The sequence below is a fragment of the Mesorhizobium sp. AR10 genome, from assembly GCF_024746795.1.
Lineage (GTDB): Bacteria > Pseudomonadota > Alphaproteobacteria > Rhizobiales > Rhizobiaceae > Mesorhizobium.
This window is the reverse complement of sequence record NZ_CP080524.1, coordinates 4,429,803-4,449,612: the sequence shown is the minus strand read 5'-3', so window position 1 is coordinate 4,449,612 and position 19,810 is coordinate 4,429,803. Positions and strand designations below refer to the sequence as shown.

Sequence of the window (19,810 nt, the reverse complement as noted above, 5' to 3'; positions counted from 1 at the left end):
AGCATGAACAAAAACAAGCTGTTCGGGGAAAACGTGACTGGAAAATCAAGACCGTTTTCTGGTTCGGAGGCGGAACCATCATGACGAATGTCGACAAGAATCTGTTCGCGATTGCGCTCAATGAGCTTGGCAGCGTGCTGGCGCGAATGGACGACGGCCGCATCGACGCCGCCTGCGCCACTCTGGCCGGCGCCAGGCAAATCGTCACCTATGGCTGCGGCCGCGAGGCGCTGCAGGTCAAAGGCTTTGCCATGCGGCTCTACCATCTCGGCCGGCCGGTGTCGGTGGTCGGCGACATGACCACGCCACCGCTGGGTCCAGGCGATGTCCTCCTCGTCAGCTCCGGTCCGGGCGAGACCTCAACCGTGCTCACCTTGATGCAAGTCGCCCGCGAAACGGGTGCGACCACTCTGCTGCTCACCGCCGAGGCCGGCAGCAGTGCTGCGAAACTTGCCGACTTCACCTTGCTGATCCCGGCGCAGACCATGGCCAGCGACCAGGGACCGGAAAAGACCTCCGTCCTGCCGATGGGCTCGGTGTTCGAAGGCGCACTGTTCCTGCTGTTCGAGGTGATGGTGCTGAAGCTCAAAGCCATCACCGGGGCAACGCCAGAAGCGATGCGTGCCCGCCACACCAACATGGAATAGACCATGCGCTACGAGCTGATGCTGCCGCACCAGATCCGCAAGGCGATCGCCGAGAACTGGCCGGTCGCACTGCCGCTGGGCGTGCTCGAATACCATGGCGAGCATATGGCTGTCGGCATGGACACGCTGGCGGTCGTCAAGGTGCTGTACCTGTTCGAAAAGGAGGCCGACATCGTCATCCTGCCGCCCTTTTACTACGGCGCGGCGAGCTATGCGGTGGCGCCGCCGGAGGGCAGCGGTTCGGTGCAGGTCGGCGGCAATGCGCTGGCGCCGTTCGCGGAGGAGCTGTGCTACAGCTTGCTGCGCATCGGCTTTCGCAACATCCATGCCATCGTCCACCACCAGACCGAGAATTTTGCCGCCGGCATGCCGACCGATCTCGCCTTCAAGGCCGCCGGCCGGCAAGCGATCTTCCGGTTTCTCGAGAAGGAGCGCGGCGAGGGCTGGTGGGGGGCCCAGGCTATGGCCGGCTACTATTCCGGCCACGCCTCGGGTGAGAACTTCTTCAACTGGGTGCAGGTGCATCCGCTGATGCCGGCAGCGATGAACGGAAAGTATCCGTTCGACCATGCCGGCATTGGTGAGACCTCGCTGATGCTGGCGCTGTGCCCTGAAGCGGTGGACGCCAGCCATTTCGCCGACAACACCGGGTGGTACACGGCAACTGCACCCGACGCCTCGGCGGAGATGGGGCAGGAGGCCGTCGCCATGATCCTCGATCACCTGCGCACGACGCTTTTGCGCTAGACCTGTCTAGACCCGGACGATCTGGCTCTTAGCCTTTCGGCCTGATAGTCGGCCCTGGTCTTGTCGGGATCGACCTTGGTCGCAGCAGCCCAGAGGAACGTGCCGCCGCCGCAGATCGCCAGTATGACGTAGATTACGATGCCAAGCGCCATGAGGTTCGTGTTGAGGCCCAGGAACAGCATGATCAGGCCACCGGTGACCATCGCCACCACAAAGCCGGCGATCACAGCCCGGCCTTCCCAACTGATCGGCATCACGCCTTTGCTGTAGCCGTTGCCCCGCCGATTGCGCGCGAACCAGTATTTGTTGGCCATCGCCTACTTCACGGCTCCCGCCGTCATACCCATGATCAGGTAGCGTTCCAGCGCGATGCCGATGACGGCAAGCGGTGCTATGGCTGCTGTGGCGAGCGCCGCCATCGACCACCAGTTGATGCCTTGTGAGCCTGTCTGGCTCGCCACCATGACAGGGATGGTCTTGGCATCGGTCGAGGTCAGAAGGGCTGCAAAGAAATACTCGTTCCAGCACAGCACCATCGCCAGGATGAAGGCGGCGACCATGCCCGGCAGCGCGATCGGCAGGACGATGCGGAAGAAGGCGCCCCAGATCGACAGGCCATCGACGAGCGCTGCCTCCTCGAGCTCGACCGGGATCGAATTGAACTGGTCGCGCATGATCCAGATGACGATCGGCAGCACCATCAGCGTGTAGAGCAGGATCAGCCCGATGCGCGTGTCGAGCAGGCCGACTTCGCGGTACAGCACCAGGAACGGCAGTGCGAGCACGACCGGCGGCAGGATCAGCTGCGACAGGAAGAAGAAGGAGATGTCCTCGTTCTTGAACCAGGCGAAATGGTAGCGGTAGCGGGTCAGGCCGTAGGCGGCGAGGCTGCCGATGACGATGGCGAGGCTCGATGCACCGACAGAGGTGATGACCGAATTCATGAAGCGCTTGAGGAACTCGTCGCGCACCGTCGAGGTCCGGAAGATCGAGTCCGGCGACAGGCCGAGCGAACGCCAGCCTTTCCAATCCGGTCGGAAGTCGACGAACGGGATGAGATGGCCTTGGGTGACGTCGACCGCGGTCTTGAACGAGGTGGTTATCGTCCAGTAAATCGGGAACAGGCAGATGAAGGCCCAGAAGGCCAGCGCTCCATAGATGAAGACGCGGTTGGCGACAAAGCTCGCCGGCGAGCGGATCTCGGAAGCGGTATAATCGGTGGTCTGGACGCTCATGTTCCCCGCGGGCCCTAATTGACGTTGCGCACGAAGCGGTTGGCGAATTTCAACAGCCACGTCACGAACACGACGATGATCACGAGATAGGCCATCGCCAGCATGGTGCCGTAGCCGACATTCGAGCGGTCGCGGTACTCGCGGTAGATGAAGCTGGACACGGAATCGGTCGCACCGCCCGGGCCACCCGAGGTGACGGTGATGATGATGTCGGCAAGCTTCAGCTTGAAGATGATGCGCAGGATGACCGCCGTCACCGACACCGGCAGCATCAGCGGGAAGGTGACCTGCCAGAAGGTCTGCCAGGCGGTGGCGCCATCGACACGCGCGGCCTCGAGCACCTCGCGCGACATGGCCTGCAGGCCGGCAAGGAGCATGATCATCATGAACGGAATGAAGGTCCAGGCATCGAGCACCATGATCGAGATGCGGGCGGTGATCGGGTCCGAGAAGAAGGCCGGGTTTTCCCAGCCGAGTTGGCGCGCCAGCGTTGCCGCCGGCCCAAAGCGGTATTCCATCAGCGACTTGCCGATCATCCACGACACTGCGACCGGCGACAGCATCAACGGCATCAGGAAGACGACGCGGAAGAATTTGCGTGCCCGGATCTGCGCGTTGAGCAACAATGCTAACCCGAAGGCGATGGCATATTCGACCAGCACGGCGAGCACGTAGAGCACCATGTTGAACAGCGCGTTGCGGTAGTAGGGGTCGGCCAGCATCTGCCAGAAATTGTCGAGCCCGTTGAATCTCCGGCCGGTGACGGAACTGAGGTTCCAGTCGGTCAGCGCGATGTAGAAGCCGAACAGCGTCGGAAAGATCACCATGGCGATGGTGAACAGCAGCGCCGGCAGCAGGAACAGCGCGCGCTGGCCGTCTTCGCCGCGCGTCAGCACCTGGCCGATGCCGATTGCCACGCCCCAAAGCATGTAGGCATAGACGATCGGCCGCCAGGTCTCGAAGCCAATGGCGTCGACTTCAGTCTTGTACAGGATCTGGACTGCGATGATTGCCAGGAGACCGAGCGTCGCAACGGCCATTATTGCCCGGCCGAGCCGCTTGCGGCCTGGCGCTATCAGGTCGGGTGGAACGGCGTTTGCCGGCCATGCATTGGTGGGCAAGGTCTGGTCAGCCACGCGTCTCGTCCATTCATAAGAAGGCCCTACGACCGGCCTGGCCGGTCAGGTCCGGCGGCTTTGCACCGCCGGACCCTTGTTCACTATACGATCAGCCTACACGCCAAGCGAGGCCTTGTAGAGCTTGATCTGGTTCTCGCGGCCGAGCTGATCGGTCAGCTTCTCCCAGGCGGCGGCGATGGCGTCGGCGCCTTCCTGCGCCTTCATCTTGCCGGCGAAGGTGTTGGCCAAAATGTCCTCGGCGGCGCTGTAATACTGGAAGATGCCGGGGATGCGCGGCTCGATCGCCGCGTTCGGATGATTGTAGCTGTCAGCCTCCGACTTGAGATACGAGGTAATGAACGCCTCGTCATAGCCGGCCGCCACCCATTCCGGAATGTTGAAATGGCTGTTGCGGTAGGGCTGGAAGCCCGACGGATACGCTGCGCACCAGAGCGACAGGTCCTTGCCGCCGAGATGGGCTGCCGCCGACCAGGCCGCCTTCTTCTTCTTTTCGTCACTATCGACGCGGGCCATGACATAAACGCCCCAGCCGAGATAGGCGCAGTTCGGCGAAAAGTTCGGGCCGCTCGCGAGCGTGTCCCACTTGCCGGTCTTGGAATTGTAGACATCGTCGGAACCAGGCAGGATCGAGAAGCCGGTGACGTCACCGACGACCGAGGAGTCGCTGGTCTTCGCATTCGAGCCAGCGTCTCCCCACCAAGCCAGCATCGAACCTGTGCCGCCCAGGAATTGCGAGAAGCAGGTCTGGTTCGGGTCGGCATTGATCTGATCCGGCGGCTCGGACGGCAGCGCATCGATCACGTCCTGGATCGCCCGCACCCAGGCCGGATTGTTGATGCGCGGCTTCATCGTGTCGGCGTCGAACAGCCAGGCCTTGTCGTCGGGATGCTTGGCATAGGCGGTGGCGCGGCTGCCAAGGAAGTAGAAACCGAAGCCACCCCAGGCCTTGGGTGCGTCGAGGTAACCGTAGACGTCCTGGCCGTTGAACTTCTTGCCCTTGAGGAACTTGGTCACGGCCTGCACCTGCTGCCAGGTGGTCGGTACGCCCCACGGCGTTGCGTTGCCGGCGGCTTTCCACTCATCGGCGAGACCCTTGTCGGCGAAGACATCGGTGCGATAGTTGAAATTGTGCGCGTCGCCGTCGACGGTCACACGGTACTGCTTGCCATCCCAGGTGCCGACCGGCGGCTGCAGATAGGCCACGACATCCTTCATGTCGATCTGTTCTTTGACCCAATCGGGCATCTCGGAGGCCAACCCCTTGCCGCAGACATCGCCTTCGAACGGCGCCCCCATCTCGATGACGTCGAAGTCGACGGTGCCGGTGGCGATCGACTGCTGCAGGCGCGCGCCGTAGTCGGCCTGCGCCAGATCGATCCAGGTGAACTTGGCGCCCGTATAGTCTTCCCACGCCTTCAGGAAGCCGCGGTACAGCACATTGTGCAGGTTCTGGTTGTTGAGGCCCATGAAGGTGAGCTCGACACCGGCGAACTCGCCCGGCTTGACACTGGCCTTGGTGGCGCCAAGGCACATCTCGCCGACCTTCTGGAAGTCGGCGTCGGTCGGTTGACCCTTGCCGACGCCCGGGATCTGCAGGATCTGCGCGCGCAGATCATCGGCGGCGGATGCCGGGCGCGTCAATGCGCCAAGACCGGCGCCGGATGCCGCCGAGAGCGCGGCCATGCTGGCCGCTCCCTTCAGTATATCGCGGCGGGTGGCACCCGCGCGCATGAGTTGGTTGAAAAGGCTGACTCTCATCTCGTTCCTCCCAGAAGATCAATGGTGACAGTTTCGGATAGTGGAGCGCTAACGGTGTTCCCCAACGACGCGACTCCCGGAAATAGCAGGCCTAAGTTCCCTCTCGCGCAAGCGCTTCGATTAGGGCCAAGACCCTGACGCCTGCCACTATTCTCACAACCAAGTGCCGTGTCAACGAGATTGGGTTTTTATCTATAAGAGACTGACTTGCCCTCGCCGTTTGCGTTGGTTAGCTTCACGGCGACGATAGGGGGAGTGATGGCTCAAGTCGCGATCAGCAATGTGGCCAAGGCGTTCGGAACCGTCAAGGTCCTGCACGATGTCAGCGTCGATATCGCCGACGGGCAGTTCGTGGTGCTGGTCGGCCCTTCGGGTTGCGGCAAGTCCACGCTGCTCAGGATGGTGGCGGGGCTGGAAACCGTTTCCGGCGGCACGATCGCCATCGGCGACCGCGTCGTCAACCATTTGCCGCCGGCCAAGCGCGACATCGCCATGGTGTTCCAGAACTACGCGCTCTATCCGCACAAGACGGTGGAGCAGAACATGGCCTTTGCGCTCAAGCTGCGGAAGACCGATCCGGCGGTCGTCGCAGAGCGGGTCAAGCGCGCCGCCGATATTCTCGACCTCGCCCCCTATCTCAAACGCTATCCGCGCCAGCTCTCGGGTGGCCAGCGCCAGCGTGTCGCCATGGGCCGCGCCATCGTGCGCAATCCGCAGGTGTTCCTGTTCGATGAACCGCTCTCCAACCTCGACGCGAAGCTGCGCGTGCAGATGCGCACCGAGATCAAGGAACTGCACCAGCGGCTGAAGACCACCACCATCTACGTCACCCACGACCAGATCGAGGCCATGACCATGGCCGACAAGATCGTCGTCATGCGCGATGGCCGCATCGAGCAGGTCGGCGCGCCGCTCGAACTGTTCGACCGGCCGGCCAACCTGTTCGTTGCCGGCTTCATCGGCTCGCCGTCAATGAACCTGCTCAAAGGTGTCGTTCGCAAGGGCGACAAGCCGGTTGTCGAGATTGCCGGAACGCCGTTCCCGATTGCTGCCAACAGCAAGGTGGAGGACGGGCGCAACGTCGTTTATGGCGTGCGGCCCGAGCATCTCGAAATCCACCCCGACGGCGTGCCGGCGAAGATTTCTGTGGTCGAGCCGACCGGTTCCGAAACGCTGGTCTTCCTGCGCTTCGGCGAAGGCGAGATGGTGGCGCTGTTTCGCGAGCGCCACGACTTCAAGCCGGGCGACACGCTGCACCTGAAACCCAGGCTTGACCAGGTCCACCTCTTCGACGCAGAGACCGGCAACCGGCTCTGATTTTCGCCCAAGCAAACTTTTCCGGGAGGAATACATGCTCAAAGGGATCAACCCGTTGCTCAATGCCGATGTGCTTCAGGCACTGCGGGCGATGGGCCACGGCGACGACCTGATCATCGCCGACACCAATTTCCCCGCCGATTCGGTGGCGCGCCAGACCGTGCTCGGCAAGCTGCTGCACATCGATGCGCCGGCGGCGGACGTGGTCAAGGCGGTGCTGTCGCTCTATCCGCTGGACAGCTTCGTCGACGACGCAGCCGCCCGCATGGAGATCGTCGGCAATCCAGATGAAATCCCGCCTGTGCAGAAGGAAGTCCAAAAGCAGATCGACGCGGCCGAGGGTAAGGCCTGGCCGATGATCTCGGTCGAGCGCTATGCCTTCTACGAACGCGCCAAGAAGGCCTATTGCGTCATCCAGACAGGCGAGCGCCGCTTCTATGGCTGCTTTGCCTTCCGCAAGGGCGTCGTTCCGCCGGACGCGGAGTAGGGAAATGGCAGCCGGCAAGCCTGTCGTCATCCTCGGGGTGTTTGTCGCCGACACTGCCTATCGCGCCGCCCGCCAGCCGCGCATGGGCGAGACCATCCTTGGCACATCCTTCACGCTTGGCCCGGGCGGCAAGGGCTCGAACCAGGCGGTCGCGGCAGGCCGGCTTGGCGCCGACATCACCTTCCTGACCCGCCTTGGCGTCGATCCCTTCGCCGATATGGCGAGGCAGACCTGGTCGAAAGCCGGCGTGAAGAGCGCCGTCATCGACACGCCGGAAAGCTACACCGGTGCGGCCTATATCTTTATCGAGGAGACGACCGGGAATAACGCCATCATCGTCAGTCCCGGTGCCGCCATGCTGATTTCGCCTGCCGACATCGACGCCCACGCCGGCCTGATCGGCTCGGCCGGTGTCTTCGTCACCCAGCTGGAACAGCCGATCGACGCAGCGCTGCGGGCGCTGGAGATTGCGCGCGGGGCAGGGGTCACCACCATCCTCAACCCGGCGCCGGCGGCAAAGCTTCCGGATCGCATCTACACGCTTTGCGACTATGTCACGCCCAACGAGACCGAGGCCGAGGAACTGACCGGCATCAAGGTTTCCTCGATCGACGATGCGCGCCGAGCCGCCGATAGCCTCCTTGGAAAAGGCGTCGGCGCTGTCATCGTGACGCTTGGCGAAAAGGGCGCGCTGCTGCACACGGCCAGCCGTTCTGACCATGTTCCCGTGGTCAATGCCGGCCCGGTGGTCGAGACGACAGGGGCGGGCGACGCCTTCAATGGCGGGTTGGCTGCAGCACTTGCGAGAGGCGTGGAACCGCTGCAGGCCATGCGCTTCGCCTGCGCCGTTGCCGGCATTTCAGTGACCCGGCCGGGCACCGCGCCGTCGATGCCGACGCTGCAAGAGGTCGAGGCGCTGCTCGCCAAGGCTTGATGCCGTGGCTGCAGGACCAGACCTTTCGGTGGCTCTCGTCCGAGGGGTTCTTGTCTTCTGGCCGGATCCGGAAGCAAAGGCTCCTAGCTTGATCCATCAGAAATCAAACTCGGATCTGAAGGCAACCGATCTGAGTTAACGCATTCAAGGAGATATTTTTGACATCAACGTCGACATTTCTCCGAACCAAAGGCCATGACCTCTGGGAGAAATGGCGCGAGTGACGGGGCTCGAACCCGCGACCTCCGGCGTGACAGGCCGGCACTCTAACCAACTGAGCTACACCCGCGCATAGACGAGCACGTGTCAGCCGTGTTCGTCGTTGGGGCGGTGGATAAGGGGTTCGCCACCGGGTGTCAAGCGGACCACGACAGCATAACAGCAAACAGGAGAAGGTTTTTTGACAGACCGAACTTTGTTGCCAAAACCGGCTGGCGCAGAGCGTGTTGGCTGTTCATTTGGCCTTGCGAAGCCTGTCCTGACCGCTTAAAGGTCCGGCCCGGAGCGGGCGATTAGCTCAGTTGGTAGAGCGCTTCGTTTACACCGAAGATGTCGGCGGTTCGAGCCCGTCATCGCCCACCATCCGACCGTCAGCCAGCCGTGGAAATGATTGGCACACCCGTGGCGCCTGTTGGCCTGCGCCTTTACTTGACCCCGATGCCGGCGGTCAGGCCGCCATCGATCTTGTAGTCGGCGCCGGTGCAGAAGCCCGCTTTGGACGAGCAAAGAAACGCGATGAGTTCAGCCACTTCTTCCGGCTCGCCGATGCGGCCAAGCGGGTGCGCTTCGCCGAAGCGTTTGTAGGCGGCTTCGATATCGGCGTCGGTGCCGCTGTCGCCGCGCGCCGCCTTTTCCAGGATTGGCGTGCGGATCGATCCCGGGCTCACCGAATTCACGCGGATTCCGTGGCGGGCGTAGTCGAGCGCCAGCGAGCGCGTCAACGTATGGATCGCTCCCTTTGTCGTTGCATAGGCGGCGACGTTCTGCTGGCAAGCGTGGCCCTGTACCGAAGCCAGGTTGACGATAGCGCCGCCGCCCCGTTTGATCATTTCGGGAATGCCGAAATGAGCGGTCAGATAGATAGAGCCGACATTCACGGACATCGCCCGGTTCCAGGTTTCGAAATCCGTGCTGGTTGCCGTGCCGTAGGGATGCACGGCAGCCGAGTTGACGATGACGTCCAGCCCGCCGAACCGCTCGACCCCGGCAGCGATCGCCTCCGCAACCTGATCCGGCACGGAAACGTCCGCTGTCACCACCAGCGCCCTTGCGCCCGAGCGATCGAGTTCTGCTTGCATCGCCGCGTTTGCGTTGGCGTCGATACCGCAGGCGATGATCGCAGCACCGCCCGCCGCCAGGCGTCTGGCGCTTGCCAGGCCGATCCCGGTCGTTCCCGTCACCAGGGCAATCTTGCCGTCGAAATCCTTCATTGCTCAAACTCCGCCATTCGCCGCCGGGATTGTCGAAGATTTGACTCCGACTATGGTCCAACAATACGGTTTTGGCTTCGCTGCGGAAGGGACCATTATGGAACAATGTTGGCGCTGGTACGGACCTGACGATCCGGTCACGCTGGACCATGTCAGACAGGCCGCGGCGACGGGCATCGTATCGGCCCTGCACAACATCTACGATGGCCGCGCCTGGCCTTTGGCCGACATCCTTGAACGCAAGCGCATCATCGAGGCCGCGGGGCTGACTTGGTCGGTGGTGGAGAGCATCCCCGTCCACAATTCGATCAAGATCGGCTCGACGGAGCGGCAGCGCTACGCAGGCTTCTACAGGGACACCATTCGCGCCCTGGCCAAGGCTGGCATTTCGACCATCTGCTACAATTTCATGCCGGTGGTCGACTGGACCCGCACCGATCTCGCCTTCCGGCTGCCGACGACCGGCTATGCCTTGCGCTTCGATGCGATCGACTTCGCTGCCTATGACTTGTTCGTGCTGAAACGCCGGGATGCCGAGGCAAGCTACAGCCCGGCGCGAGTCGCGGAAGCAGAAGCGCGACTGAAGGCCTTGAGCGACGAGCAGATCGACAAGATCGAGCGCAACCTCATTGCCGGCCTGCCGGCCACCGAACGCAAGTACAACCGCGACACGATGCGCGAGGCGCTTGCTGACTACGACACAATCGGCCCGGTGGAACTGCGCGCGAACCTGGCATGGTTTCTGAAGGAAATCATTCCGGTTGCCGAGGAGGTGGGCGCGCGCATGTGCATCCACCCCGATGATCCGCCTTTCTCGCTGTTCGGGCTGCCGCGAGTCGTCTCCACCGCCGAAGACGCACGCTTCATCCTGGAGACGGTCGACAGTCCGGCGAACGGCCTGACATTCTGCACCGGTTCCTACGGCGTGCGCGCCGACAACGACCTTGTCGCGATGATCGAGGAATTCGCGCCAAAAATCCATTTCGCGCATCTGCGCAATGTGACGCGCGAAGACGACGGCTCGTTCTTCGAGGCCGAACATCTGGAAGGCTCCACCGACATGGCGTCGGTGATCCTGGCGCTGATGAAGGAAGAGGGGCGACGCCGCCGGGAGGGTCGGCCAGACTGGCGCATCCCGATGCGTCCGGACCATGGCCATCTGCTGGCCGACGACATCGGCAAGACCAGGATCAACCCCGGCTATTCGCTGATCGGCCGCCTCAAGGGCCTGGCCGAACTGCGCGGCATCATGCGGGCGGTGGACCGCTTCGGGCTGGCTTGAAGCTTGAAGAACGTGGTGATCGCCAGGATCGCGATCATCAGCGGGACGATCGCAAGCGCGATTGTCTGGTACCGCAGCGTCAATTGGCGGTTCACTGGACCTCAGGGCCGCAGGCCATGGGCACATGCATCGGAAGGTGGGTTGAGGGCGCGATTAAAATGAGCAGAGATCGCACCATCTCCCGGATATGACGGCTATTGCCGGATATAGCAGCGCTTGCGAGCACCAGGTGCGGGGTCGTCGCCAAACGTGTCGTTGCTGCATTGGACGCCGCCCCTGAACACGTCTTGCGTGAACCGGCCGCGCGCTCCGTACCGGACCACCTTGCGGCCATAGAAATCGCAGAAATCGTTTTCGTTGGCGCAGGCAACCCATCCGCCGCGGCCTCCGCCCCCATCGTCGCCATAGTCGCCGTCGCCATAGTCGCTGCCGCCGCGCGCCACGATATAGCACGACTTTTTACGGCCGGGGGCGGGATCGCCAAAGACGCGATTTGAACAGGACACGGAACGGCGCTCGAAGAAGCGCGACGTGGTCCGACCCTGCGAGCCATAGACGACTTCCGCGGGGTAGCGCAGGCGGCATGTGCCACCTTCATCGGCGCACCGCTGCAGCCGCTGGGCCGAAGCCGTTGCGGGGAAGAGAGCGGAGGCGGCCGAGACCAAGCCGCCCAGGCAAATGGATGTGAACGCCATCCGGATCAAGCCATTGGAGGTTTTTGACACGATTTGTCTCCCGTTTGATTCAGGCAAAATCTTACAGCATCCCAGTTAAATGCGCGATGAATGCCATGGTTGCAGGTCTTGAAGCGAATCATGGCAAGCGCTGCATGATCTTTGGGAAATCAGACAGGCGCAACCTGCGCTGGAAAGGCAGAAATCGGGTTGATTCAGTATTTTATGACACGGCGTTCAACGAGGACGACGATTGCGAACAGCGCGATCGACAGCGATGACGACAGCACGATCGCCGCGTAAAGCCGGTCCGACTGATAGTTGAAGCTCGCCTGGATGATGAGTGCGCCGAGACCCTTGTCCGAGCCGATCCATTCGCCGACGATGGCGCCGATCACCGCCGTCGCCGATGCGATCCTGAGGGAGGAGAACAGCATTGGCAAGGCGCGCGGCAGGCGCAGGCTCCAGAAGATCTCCCAGCGCGTCGCCGACAGCACCCGGAACAGCTCGTGCTCGTTGTCGCTGGCCGAATCCAGCCCGCGGATCATGTTCACCAGCGTCGGGAAGAAGCAGATCACCGCCGCGATGACGATCTTGGGCGTCATGCCAAGCCCGAAAATCAGGATGATGATCGGCGACAGCGCCAGGATCGGGATCGTGTTGAAAAACAGCACGATCGGAAAATAGGCAGCCTGAAGAATGCGGCTGTGCACGAACAGCACCGCCAGCAGCACGCCGGCGAGATTGCCGATGACGAAACCGGCCAGCGCCTCGATCAGCGTCGGCCAGAGGTTGCCGAGAAACAGCGGAAGGCTCTTCTGGAAGACGCCGAATATCGCCGTCGGCGTCGGCACGATATAGGCGGGGACGCCGAGAAGGGGCAGCAAATATTGCCAGGTGAGAAGGATCGACGCCGCGCCGAAAATGGGCAGGGCGACGGCAAGCTGCGGAGTCAGTGGCGCAGGCCTCACGACGCATGCTCCAGCGCGGTTCGCAGTTCGGCCATGGCGGCGACGATCGCCGGGGATTCGCGCGAGCAGCGGTTGCCGTCCTGCTTGAGCGGCCGCATGTCCATATCCTTCACCACCCGCCCCGGGTTGGCGGCGAGAACGATAACCCTTTCGCCGAGATAGGCGGCTTCGGCGATCGAATGGGTGACGAAGAGGATCGTGGTGCCGGTGCGCCGCCACAGATTGAGAAGCTCGTCGTTGAGGCGATCGCGGGTGATCTCGTCGAGGGCCCCGAACGGTTCATCCATGAGCAGCAGCTTCGGTTGTCCGAGCAACGCCCGGGCGATCGCAACGCGCTGCCGCTGGCCGCCCGACAATTGGTGTGGTAGGCGTTCGCCGAACCCGGCAAGCCCCATCAGGTCAAGCAGCTCGTCGCTGCGGTCTTCTATGCTGCGGGTCAGGCTGCCTTGCCCGACGCCAAGCGGCAGGCGGACATTGTCGCGGACAGTGCGCCACGGCAGCAGCGTCGAGTCCTGGAAGACAAAACCGACATCGCGGCGCGAGCGCACCGCGTGCGGCGTATCGCCAAGCACATTGATGGTGCCGCCGAGCGGGTCGAGCAGGTCGGCAATCACCCTGAGCAAGGTCGACTTGCCGCAGCCGGAAGGTCCGAGGATCGACAGGAAGGATCTGGCCTCGACGTTGAGATCGAGACCGGAGAGTACCTTCACCGCCGCCTGGCGGCCGCCATAGCCGACATCCAGTCCGCGGGTTTCGATCGCGTTCGCCATCAGGCGGCGGGTGCGTCGAGCTTCGGCCGATCGGCGGCCGAGAGTTCGAGGATCTTGGTGGTGTAGACATCAGCCGCCGCCGGCCGGCCGTTGGGGTATTGCCCGACCTTGTCTAGCAGCGCCAATTGTTCCTCGATCGAGGCGGGGTCGAACGTCCCCCAGCCGTCCTTGGCGGTCGCCGCGTCGAAGGAGAGCTTCAACACCAGATTGACGGTCTTTTCTTCCCAGCCGAGGTCCATTTCCGGATAGGCGGCGACCATCTTCTTCACCGCTTCCTGCGGATTGGCGTGCACCCAGCCCCAGCCCTTGGCGACGGCGCCGATGAACTTCGCCAGTGTGTCCGGATCCTTTTCGATCGCGGCGTCGGTGGCGAAATAGACATCCGCGTAGGAATTCAAGCCGAGATCGCGCACCAGAAGGTCGATGCGGTCATCGCCGACGACGCTGAGCGCCTGCGTGTTGGTGATCCAGCCACCGATGGCGTCGACGTCGCCGCGCACCAGCGGCGCCTTGTCGAAGCCGACATTGACGACGGTGACCTCGGACGGGTCGATGCCGTTCTTGGCCAGGATCTCGTCGATGACGAAGCGCGCCGTCGGCTGGATGCCGATCTTCTTGCCCTTGAGGTCGGCGACGCCGCGGATCGGCTTGGCCGGCTTGGAGGTGAAGGCATAGGGGCCGGTGCGGAAGCCGCAGGCGATGATCTTGACCGGAACGCCGCTGGCGCGTGCCGCAAAAAGCTGCGGCGTTTCGGAAAACTGGCCGAGCTGTGCCGCGCCGGAGATTACCGGCGGCACCGTCGCGGCGTTGGGTCCGCCCGGGCTGAATTCCACTTCGAGCCCGGCATCCCTGAAGTAGCCGTTGGCGACGGCGGCGATATCGCCGATCTGTCCGTTCGACATCAGCCAGTCATACTGGATGACGACCTTTCCGGCTGCCTTGGCGCCCGGGGTCAGCACCAGTTGCATTCCGGCTGAAGCGGCGGCAACGGCCGCGATACCGGATTTGATGAAACTGCGGCGGTTCATGTCGTAATGTTCGTTCCCACTCATTTTTCGCTCCTGTTGCAAGACTTTCTCGTCTCTTCATTGCGCGCCGTTCTCTTGGCGCGGTGTCGTCTACGGCTGTTCGTCGTGGTAGTCGCCAGGGTCGCCGTCGAGCCAGGCGTAGAGTTCCCAAAGCGTGTCGTCCGGGTCGGTGAAATACGCGCAGCGTGCATTCCAGACATAATCCTCGGGCGGGCCGTGGAAGGGCACGCCCTTTGCTGTCAGATCGGAGTAGAGGCGGTCGATCTCGCCGGGCGCGTCGAGCTTGACCGCGACGCAGACCTTGTGCGCATGGCGCGGCGAACGCAGCTTCGAGACGCCGGTGTGCTGGCTGATGTGCTCGATCTCCCAGGCGGCAAGCGTCACGCCCTCGCCATGGAAGTCGGCGAAACCTTCGGCGCGCCGGCGCAGGCGGAAGCCGAGCTTGTCGACATAGAACTCCACCGTCCGCTCGATATTCTCGACAAGCAGGCAGACGTCCGAAATCCGGTAAGCGGTGCCGATCGACATGGCTATTTGCCTCCGCCGGTGCGCGACGCTGGCAGCTTGACGCCGACACGGTTGGCGGCGCCGATGATGTGCGCGCGCATCGCCGCCTCGGCGGCTGCCGGGTCGCCGGCCACCAGCGCCTCGTAGATGCGCACATGTTCGCCGACATTGACTTCCACGAGGTCGTGCAAGGGGTTGGTGAGCCGCGCGTAGTGGATCGAGCGGCGGATCTGTTCGCAGACGAAGGAAATGAAGGTGTGGATATAGCTGTTGCCTGTCGCCCGGGCGATTTCGCGGTGAAACAGAAGATCGGCGTCTATGCTGCCGTCCTGCCAGCGCTCCTCGCCACTCATGCGGTCGAGGGCCGCCTTGATTGCGTCGAGGTGCTCCTGCTCGCGCCGTTCGGCGGCGAGTGCCGCCGACTCGGCCTCGAGGATGCAGCGCAGCTCGAAGAGCCGCTCCATGTTCTGCCCTTCCTTCAGCGTCTCGCGGTCGATGCGGATCGTCGCGCGCTGCTCCGGCGCCAGGACGAAGGAACCGATGCCTTGCCGCGCCTCCACCATGCCGTCGGCGCGCAATTGCGCGATCGCCTCGCGCACCACGTTTCGGCTGACGCCGAATTTTTCGGAGAGCTGTTGCTCCGTCGGCAGCAGGCTGCCGGGATTGAGATCGCCGGACTCGATCTCGCGGCTGAGAAACGCGGCGACCCGGTGCGGTAGCGCCTCGACAGTGCCGATGGCAGCCAGTCGTTGTTTCATGAAACGGTCTCCGTCGAAGGAAAGAGGCAGCCGGGATTCATCAATCCATCCGGGTCGATGGCATTTTTCAACGCGCTGACGAGTTTGCGGTGAACCGGGCTCATCCCGGCCCAGTAGGCGCGCTGGCGGGTGCGGCCGATGCCGTGCTCGGCGCTGATCGAGCCGCCAAGTGCGTTGACGATGTCGTACAGCCTGGCCGTAATGTCGACGCCTCTGGCACGGGCGTCTGGCTCGGCAAGATCGAGCGGCGGCAGCACGTTGAAATGGATGTTGCCGTCGCCCGCATGGCCGTAGGCCTGGGGAATCCAGCCGGGGTGCTCCAGCGTGACAAAATCGCGGGCCTGAGCGATCAGGACGGGAATGTCGGAGATGCGCACCGAAAGATCGGTGCGCACGTGGTAGCCGCGTTTGGCCTGGCCCTCGACCAATCCTTCGCGAATGGCCCAGAAAGCCTTGGCCTGTGCGCCGCTCTCGGCCAGAACGGCGTCGGCGACGAGATGCTTTTCCATTGCGCCGGCAAGGAAATCGACCAGCAGGGTGCGCAGGTCGATGGTCGCGCTCGATGACAGCTCGATCAGCACATGAACAGGAGCGGCCACCGGCTCGACGATGTCTGGATCGATCAAACGCGCAAGCTCCATGCATTCCGAGCCGATGATCTCGAAGGCGGATATCAGGTCCGAGCATTCGCGTCGGGCTTCCCTGAACAGCGCTATCGCCGCTTCGAATGAAGGAAGACCCAGATACGCCGTCTCGATCTGGCTCGGTTTTGGAAAGAGTTTGACCTCGACGCCGGTGATGATGCCCAGCGTTCCTTCCGCGCCGATGAAGAGCTGCTTCAGATCGTAGCCGCGGTTGTCCTTGCGCAGGCCGGAAAAGCCGCTCCACAAATCACCGTCCGGCAGCACCACCTCGAGGCCAAGGATGAGGTCGCGCGCCATGCCGTAGCGCAGAACGTTGATGCCGCCGGCGTTGCTGGCCGCATTGCCGCCGATCTGGCAGCTGCCCTGTGCCCCGAGCGCCAGCGGAAACAGGCAATCATGCGCCTCGCTTGCGTCCTTGATGGCCTGCAGGATGCAGCCGGCATCGGCCTGCAGGAGGAAATTGTCGGCGTCGACGAGGCGGATGGCGTTCAGCCGTTCCAGGCTGACGATCACCGCGCCACGGGTCTCGATGTCGATCGCTCCCGCCACCAGGCCAGTGTTGCCGCCTTGCGGGATGATGCCCAGTCGCAGCGCGCCGCACAGGCGCACCACCGCCTGAACCTCGGTGACCGAAGCCGGCTTCAGCACGACAAGGGCGCTGCCATGGTGATCGCCCGACCAGTCGCCAAGGTATTTCGCCATATCGGCGGCATCGATGGCGACACCACCTTGCCCGACAGCGCCTTCCATGGCGCTGAGGATTTTTGGCGAAAGGCGGTGAACGGTCATGTAGGGGCCGGCAACGATGTTTGGATATAGGGTTATACATATCATCCTACAACTTGGCTTGAGTCAACGGCTCGTCAAGGAAAAGCGGGCCAATCACCGACGCCGCTTGGGATGAGATGTCGAGAGCTGTCTATGCCGCCGGCAAAGGGCGGGTCGTGTTGCACGTATCGGGTTCAGGACCTGCTTATGCGCCGCCTTGGCCGATTGCCGCCAAGTCGAAAGCATTTCAATGGTGAGCGGCGGGTCGCCCGCGACCGTTGATCCAGCAAGGCATGGGGACAAGATGATCGAATTGCCGTTTACGCCCGAGGAATACCAGCAGCGGCTTCGAAAGATCCGCGCCGAGATGGCAAAGCGCGGCATCGAACTTCTGATCGTGAACGATGTTGCCAATCAGCATTACATCACCGGCTATGATGGCTGGTCATTCTACACCCCCCAAATGGTGCTCGTTCCGATCGAAGAGGTCGAGCCGGTCTGGATCGGCCGCGCCATGGATGCAGCCGGCGGTCTCCTCACAGCCTGGATGAAACCCGAGAACGTGGTCGGCTTCCCGGAAGATTATGTTCAACGCGCCGATCGCCATCCTATGGACTGGATAGCAGCCTGGATCGTCGCGAAGGGCTGGGGGAATCGTCACATCGGCATCGAGCTCGAAGCCTACTATTTCTCACCGAAAGGGCATGCCCGGCTTGTCGCTGGATTGCCCAATGCCAAACTGCATGACGCCGATCTTCTGGTGAACTGGATACGTGCGATCAAATCGGCACCCGAGATCGATTACTTGCGCAAGGCATCGTCACTGGCTGAAGCGGCGGTCGCGCGGGCCTTCGAGGTCATTGCACCGGGCGTTCGCGAATGTGATGCGATAGCCTCCATCCAGGCGGCGCAAATCGCCGGCAGCCCGGACTTCGCCGGCGATATCACCGCCCTGCCTCCGACAATTCTCGGTGGCGAGAATGCCTCAGCTCCGCACATCATGTGGAGCGACAGGCGGTTCGGGGAGAACGAGACGATTGCCCTGGAACTCGCCGGGGTCTGCCGTCGCTACGCCGCCGGGCTCGCAAGAACGCTGCAGCTCGGCAAAACGCCGACCAATGTATCGGACACGGCAAACGCGGTGATCGAGGGCATGGACGCAGTGCTCGATGCGGTCAGGCCAGGAACGACCGCCGAGGCGGTCGAAGCTGCGTGGCGCAAGGTCATTCAACGCTACGGGCTGAAGAAGGAGTCGCGTATCGGCTATTCCATCGGCGTCGCGTACCCGCCGGATTGGGGCGAGCACACGATCAGCCTCAGGCCGGGCGATAAGACGGTGCTTGCGTCCGGCAACGTCGTGCATTCCATTCTTGGCATGTGGATGGACGGCTGGGGCATCGAGATCAGCGAGACCATCCTGGTGACCGAAACAGGCAATGAGACCCTGACCAAGTTCCCGCGAGACATCCATGTCAAATCCTGACGATCCGACGGCGGTGGGGGGTCCTTCGGCTCCCGTCCCAACCAATATCGAAGCCGGGATTCTCGATCGGATGATCGAGATTCGTCGGCATCTGCATCGCAATCCGGAGCTTTCGAACCAGGAAGTGAACACGCAGCGTTACTTGCGGGACATGCTGGCTGCTCAGGGGATTGCCGACATTCGCGACATCGCAGGCTTCGGTCTGGCCGTCGATATTGTCGGCACCGGAAAGCCTTCAAATCGCAAGCTGGTCATTCGGGCAGACATCGATGCCTTGCCGATCGAGGAGGAGTCCGGTGTCGACTATGCCTCGATAAATCCAGGCGTGATGCACGCATGCGGTCACGATGCCCATGCATCGATGGGCTATGCGGTTGCCGCGCATCTTCATCAGTCGCGGGATGATTTTGGCGGAACCGTCCGCCTCATCTTCCAGCCCGCCGAGGAAGACGAACCGTCGGGCGGGAGACGGGTGGTGGAAGAGGGGCTACTCGACGATGTCGACGCCGCCATCTGCGTTCATGTCGATCCGTACACGCAGTCCGGCAAGATCGCCGTCCGCTCTGGTCCGTACACACTGGCTTGCGATACGTTCGATGTTCTCGTCACAGGCTCCGCCGCACATGCCGCAAAACCGTATGAAGGTGTCGATGCGATAGCCGTGGCATGCTCGATGGTCACGGAACTGCAGAAGATCGTCTCGCGCGAGAGTGACCCGTACGACCCGTTGGTCATATCCGTCACCACCATCAACGGCGGCAGCGCCTACAACGTGATCGCCGGCAAGGTCGCGCTGAAAGGGACCATCCGCAGTGGCAACGACGCCACCCGCGAGCGGGCCTGGCGCCGCGTTCGCGAGATACTCGAGGGGATGGCGACGAGTCACGGAGCAAGTGTTGAGGTCGACATCCACAAGGGTGAGCCGGGGGTCGTCAACGATGTCGAGATGACTGAGCTGGTTGTCGCCAGCGCCAAGGCCTGCATCGGGGCCGACAATGTTCTCAATACGCCCGGATGGACCATCGCCGACGACTTTGGCTACTACAGCGAGAAGCGCCCGTCGGTCTATTTCCGGCTCGGAATCCGCAATGAAGCGGTCGGATCGGTCTTTCCGCTCCACCATGCCAGGTTTCGTGTCGATGAGGCTGCCTTGAAAGTCGGCGCGGCCACTCTGGCTTCGGCAGCGACGATGTTTCTGTCGACGCAGCCGGAAAGTCTCGATGCATAAGTG

The 19,810-nt window shown here is 62.7% G+C and carries 20 protein-coding genes, 2 tRNA genes and 1 pseudogene; 9 read left to right on the top strand and 14 right to left on the bottom strand.

The features are described from left to right. Positions 1-80 precede the first annotated feature (80 nt). Together LHFGNBLO_RS25150 and LHFGNBLO_RS25145 are read left to right on the top strand one after the other, a co-directional pair. Positions 81-647 (top strand): SIS domain-containing protein, encoded by a 567-nt coding sequence (locus LHFGNBLO_RS25150; RefSeq protein ID WP_258601999.1) that lies wholly within the window; start codon positions 81-83, stop codon positions 645-647. 3 nt (positions 648-650) lie between these two features. After that, complete coding sequence (locus LHFGNBLO_RS25145; RefSeq protein ID WP_258601998.1) at positions 651-1,394, top strand: creatininase family protein; 744 nt, start codon at positions 651-653, stop codon at positions 1,392-1,394. Here the strand turns inward: LHFGNBLO_RS25145 and LHFGNBLO_RS25140 are convergent. From LHFGNBLO_RS25140 to LHFGNBLO_RS25125, 4 genes are all read right to left on the bottom strand, one after another. Beyond that, complete coding sequence (locus LHFGNBLO_RS25140) at positions 1,391-1,708, bottom strand: hypothetical protein (RefSeq protein ID WP_258601997.1); 318 nt, start codon at positions 1,706-1,708, stop codon at positions 1,391-1,393. The genes LHFGNBLO_RS25145 and LHFGNBLO_RS25140 overlap by 4 nt on opposite strands. Positions 1,709-1,711: 3 nt before the next feature. Beyond that, positions 1,712-2,629: a carbohydrate ABC transporter permease gene (locus tag LHFGNBLO_RS25135; protein WP_258601996.1), complete on the bottom strand. Its 918-nt coding sequence runs from the start codon at positions 2,627-2,629 to the stop codon at positions 1,712-1,714. A 14-nt stretch (positions 2,630-2,643) separates the two neighbouring features. Then, entirely contained in the window at positions 2,644-3,765 is a 1,122-nt protein-coding gene (locus LHFGNBLO_RS25130) for a carbohydrate ABC transporter permease (protein WP_258601995.1), read from the bottom strand. A 96-nt stretch (positions 3,766-3,861) separates the two neighbouring features. Next, a complete protein-coding gene (locus LHFGNBLO_RS25125) occupies positions 3,862-5,526 on the bottom strand; it encodes an ABC transporter substrate-binding protein (protein ID WP_258601994.1) in 1,665 nt (554 codons plus the stop codon). Positions 5,527-5,784: 258 nt separating this feature from the next. Between LHFGNBLO_RS25125 and LHFGNBLO_RS25120 the strand changes: the two genes are divergently transcribed. From LHFGNBLO_RS25120 to rbsK, 3 genes are read left to right on the top strand one after another with little or no spacing between them, the layout of a single operon-like run. After that, on the top strand, positions 5,785-6,843 hold the full coding sequence (locus tag LHFGNBLO_RS25120) for an ABC transporter ATP-binding protein (RefSeq protein ID WP_258601993.1): 1,059 nt from the start codon (positions 5,785-5,787) through the stop codon (positions 6,841-6,843). Between the two features lie 34 nt (positions 6,844-6,877). Continuing rightward, positions 6,878-7,330, top strand: a complete 453-nt coding sequence (locus LHFGNBLO_RS25115) for an RbsD/FucU family protein (protein ID WP_258601992.1) — start codon at positions 6,878-6,880, stop codon at positions 7,328-7,330. 4 nt (positions 7,331-7,334) lie between these two features. Continuing rightward, complete coding sequence (gene rbsK / locus LHFGNBLO_RS25110; RefSeq protein ID WP_258601991.1) at positions 7,335-8,264, top strand: ribokinase; 930 nt, start codon at positions 7,335-7,337, stop codon at positions 8,262-8,264. Between the two features lie 212 nt (positions 8,265-8,476). On the opposite strand, the gene LHFGNBLO_RS25105 is transcribed toward rbsK, so the two are convergent. Beyond that, positions 8,477-8,553, bottom strand: a tRNA-Asp gene (locus tag LHFGNBLO_RS25105). A 217-nt stretch (positions 8,554-8,770) separates the two neighbouring features. Here LHFGNBLO_RS25105 and LHFGNBLO_RS25100 point away from each other — a divergent pair. Then, positions 8,771-8,846, top strand: a tRNA-Val gene (locus tag LHFGNBLO_RS25100). A gap of 62 nt (positions 8,847-8,908) precedes the next feature. Here the strand turns inward: LHFGNBLO_RS25100 and LHFGNBLO_RS25095 are convergent. Then, on the bottom strand, positions 8,909-9,694 hold the full coding sequence (locus LHFGNBLO_RS25095) for an SDR family NAD(P)-dependent oxidoreductase (RefSeq protein WP_258601990.1): 786 nt from the start codon (positions 9,692-9,694) through the stop codon (positions 8,909-8,911). Between the two features lie 97 nt (positions 9,695-9,791). Between LHFGNBLO_RS25095 and uxuA the strand changes: the two genes are divergently transcribed. Further along, positions 9,792-10,976: a mannonate dehydratase gene (gene uxuA / locus LHFGNBLO_RS25090; RefSeq protein ID WP_258601989.1), complete on the top strand. Its 1,185-nt coding sequence runs from the start codon at positions 9,792-9,794 to the stop codon at positions 10,974-10,976. Here the strand turns inward: uxuA and LHFGNBLO_RS33695 are convergent. The 8 genes and pseudogenes from LHFGNBLO_RS33695 to LHFGNBLO_RS25055 all read right to left on the bottom strand — a co-directional run. Then, positions 10,967-11,059: pseudogene (locus LHFGNBLO_RS33695) on the bottom strand (histidine kinase); the annotation flags it as partial. The gene uxuA and the pseudogene LHFGNBLO_RS33695 overlap by 10 nt on opposite strands. 111 nt (positions 11,060-11,170) lie before the next feature. Then, the gene (locus LHFGNBLO_RS25085; RefSeq protein WP_319944177.1) at positions 11,171-11,701 is read right to left on the bottom strand and encodes a hypothetical protein; all 531 of its coding nucleotides are present in this window, start codon (positions 11,699-11,701) and stop codon (positions 11,171-11,173) included. 164 nt (positions 11,702-11,865) lie between these two features. Then, on the bottom strand, positions 11,866-12,621 hold the full coding sequence (locus tag LHFGNBLO_RS25080; RefSeq protein ID WP_258601988.1) for an ABC transporter permease: 756 nt from the start codon (positions 12,619-12,621) through the stop codon (positions 11,866-11,868). Next, complete coding sequence (locus LHFGNBLO_RS25075; protein WP_258601987.1) at positions 12,618-13,391, bottom strand: ABC transporter ATP-binding protein; 774 nt, start codon at positions 13,389-13,391, stop codon at positions 12,618-12,620. The genes LHFGNBLO_RS25080 and LHFGNBLO_RS25075 overlap by 4 nt, the downstream gene beginning before the upstream one ends. Further along, entirely contained in the window at positions 13,391-14,419 is a 1,029-nt protein-coding gene (locus LHFGNBLO_RS25070) for an ABC transporter substrate-binding protein (RefSeq protein ID WP_319944235.1), read from the bottom strand. Before LHFGNBLO_RS25070 ends, LHFGNBLO_RS25075 begins: the two co-directional genes overlap by 1 nt. A gap of 90 nt (positions 14,420-14,509) precedes the next feature. Then, a complete protein-coding gene (locus LHFGNBLO_RS25065) occupies positions 14,510-14,947 on the bottom strand; it encodes a VOC family protein (protein ID WP_258601985.1) in 438 nt (145 codons plus the stop codon). 2 nt (positions 14,948-14,949) lie between these two features. After that, a complete protein-coding gene (locus tag LHFGNBLO_RS25060; RefSeq protein ID WP_258601984.1) occupies positions 14,950-15,684 on the bottom strand; it encodes a FadR/GntR family transcriptional regulator in 735 nt (244 codons plus the stop codon). After that, positions 15,681-17,117 carry an FAD-binding oxidoreductase gene (locus tag LHFGNBLO_RS25055; protein ID WP_258601983.1) on the bottom strand — a complete coding sequence of 479 codons (1,437 nt, stop codon included), beginning with the start codon at positions 17,115-17,117 and terminating at the stop codon, positions 15,681-15,683. Before LHFGNBLO_RS25055 ends, LHFGNBLO_RS25060 begins: the two co-directional genes overlap by 4 nt. Before the next feature lie 283 nt (positions 17,118-17,400). Between LHFGNBLO_RS25055 and LHFGNBLO_RS25050 the strand changes: the two genes are divergently transcribed. After that, a complete protein-coding gene (locus LHFGNBLO_RS25050; RefSeq protein ID WP_258601982.1) occupies positions 17,401-18,579 on the top strand; it encodes a M24 family metallopeptidase in 1,179 nt (392 codons plus the stop codon). Beyond that, positions 18,566-19,807 (top strand): M20 metallopeptidase family protein, encoded by a 1,242-nt coding sequence (locus LHFGNBLO_RS25045; protein WP_258601981.1) that lies wholly within the window; start codon positions 18,566-18,568, stop codon positions 19,805-19,807. Before LHFGNBLO_RS25050 ends, LHFGNBLO_RS25045 begins: the two co-directional genes overlap by 14 nt. The last annotated feature ends 3 nt before the right edge of the window (positions 19,808-19,810 follow it).

Bases quoted from the DNA above. Each gene is read 5' to 3' on its own strand.
- LHFGNBLO_RS25050 (WP_258601982.1), top strand. From the start codon at position 17,401: ATGATCGAATTGCCGTTTACGCCCGAGGAATACCAGCAGCGGCTTCGA.
- LHFGNBLO_RS25075 (WP_258601987.1), bottom strand. From the start codon at position 13,391: ATGGCGAACGCGATCGAAACCCGCGGACTGGATGTCGGCTATGGCGGC.
- LHFGNBLO_RS25120 (WP_258601993.1), top strand. From the start codon at position 5,785: ATGGCTCAAGTCGCGATCAGCAATGTGGCCAAGGCGTTCGGAACCGTC.
- rbsK (WP_258601991.1), top strand. From the start codon at position 7,335: ATGGCAGCCGGCAAGCCTGTCGTCATCCTCGGGGTGTTTGTCGCCGAC.
- uxuA (WP_258601989.1), top strand. From the start codon at position 9,792: ATGGAACAATGTTGGCGCTGGTACGGACCTGACGATCCGGTCACGCTG.
- LHFGNBLO_RS25060 (WP_258601984.1), bottom strand. From the start codon at position 15,684: ATGAAACAACGACTGGCTGCCATCGGCACTGTCGAGGCGCTACCGCAC.
- LHFGNBLO_RS25055 (WP_258601983.1), bottom strand. From the start codon at position 17,117: ATGACCGTTCACCGCCTTTCGCCAAAAATCCTCAGCGCCATGGAAGGC.
- LHFGNBLO_RS25145 (WP_258601998.1), top strand. From the start codon at position 651: ATGCGCTACGAGCTGATGCTGCCGCACCAGATCCGCAAGGCGATCGCC.
- LHFGNBLO_RS25070 (WP_319944235.1), bottom strand. From the start codon at position 14,419: ATGAACCGCCGCAGTTTCATCAAATCCGGTATCGCGGCCGTTGCCGCC.
- LHFGNBLO_RS25045 (WP_258601981.1), top strand. From the start codon at position 18,566: ATGTCAAATCCTGACGATCCGACGGCGGTGGGGGGTCCTTCGGCTCCC.
- LHFGNBLO_RS25125 (WP_258601994.1), bottom strand. From the start codon at position 5,526: ATGAGAGTCAGCCTTTTCAACCAACTCATGCGCGCGGGTGCCACCCGC.
- LHFGNBLO_RS25150 (WP_258601999.1), top strand. From the start codon at position 81: ATGACGAATGTCGACAAGAATCTGTTCGCGATTGCGCTCAATGAGCTT.
- LHFGNBLO_RS25095 (WP_258601990.1), bottom strand. From the start codon at position 9,694: ATGAAGGATTTCGACGGCAAGATTGCCCTGGTGACGGGAACGACCGGG.
- LHFGNBLO_RS25115 (WP_258601992.1), top strand. From the start codon at position 6,878: ATGCTCAAAGGGATCAACCCGTTGCTCAATGCCGATGTGCTTCAGGCA.
- LHFGNBLO_RS25140 (WP_258601997.1), bottom strand. From the start codon at position 1,708: ATGGCCAACAAATACTGGTTCGCGCGCAATCGGCGGGGCAACGGCTAC.
- LHFGNBLO_RS25135 (WP_258601996.1), bottom strand. From the start codon at position 2,629: ATGAGCGTCCAGACCACCGATTATACCGCTTCCGAGATCCGCTCGCCG.
- LHFGNBLO_RS25065 (WP_258601985.1), bottom strand. From the start codon at position 14,947: ATGTCGATCGGCACCGCTTACCGGATTTCGGACGTCTGCCTGCTTGTC.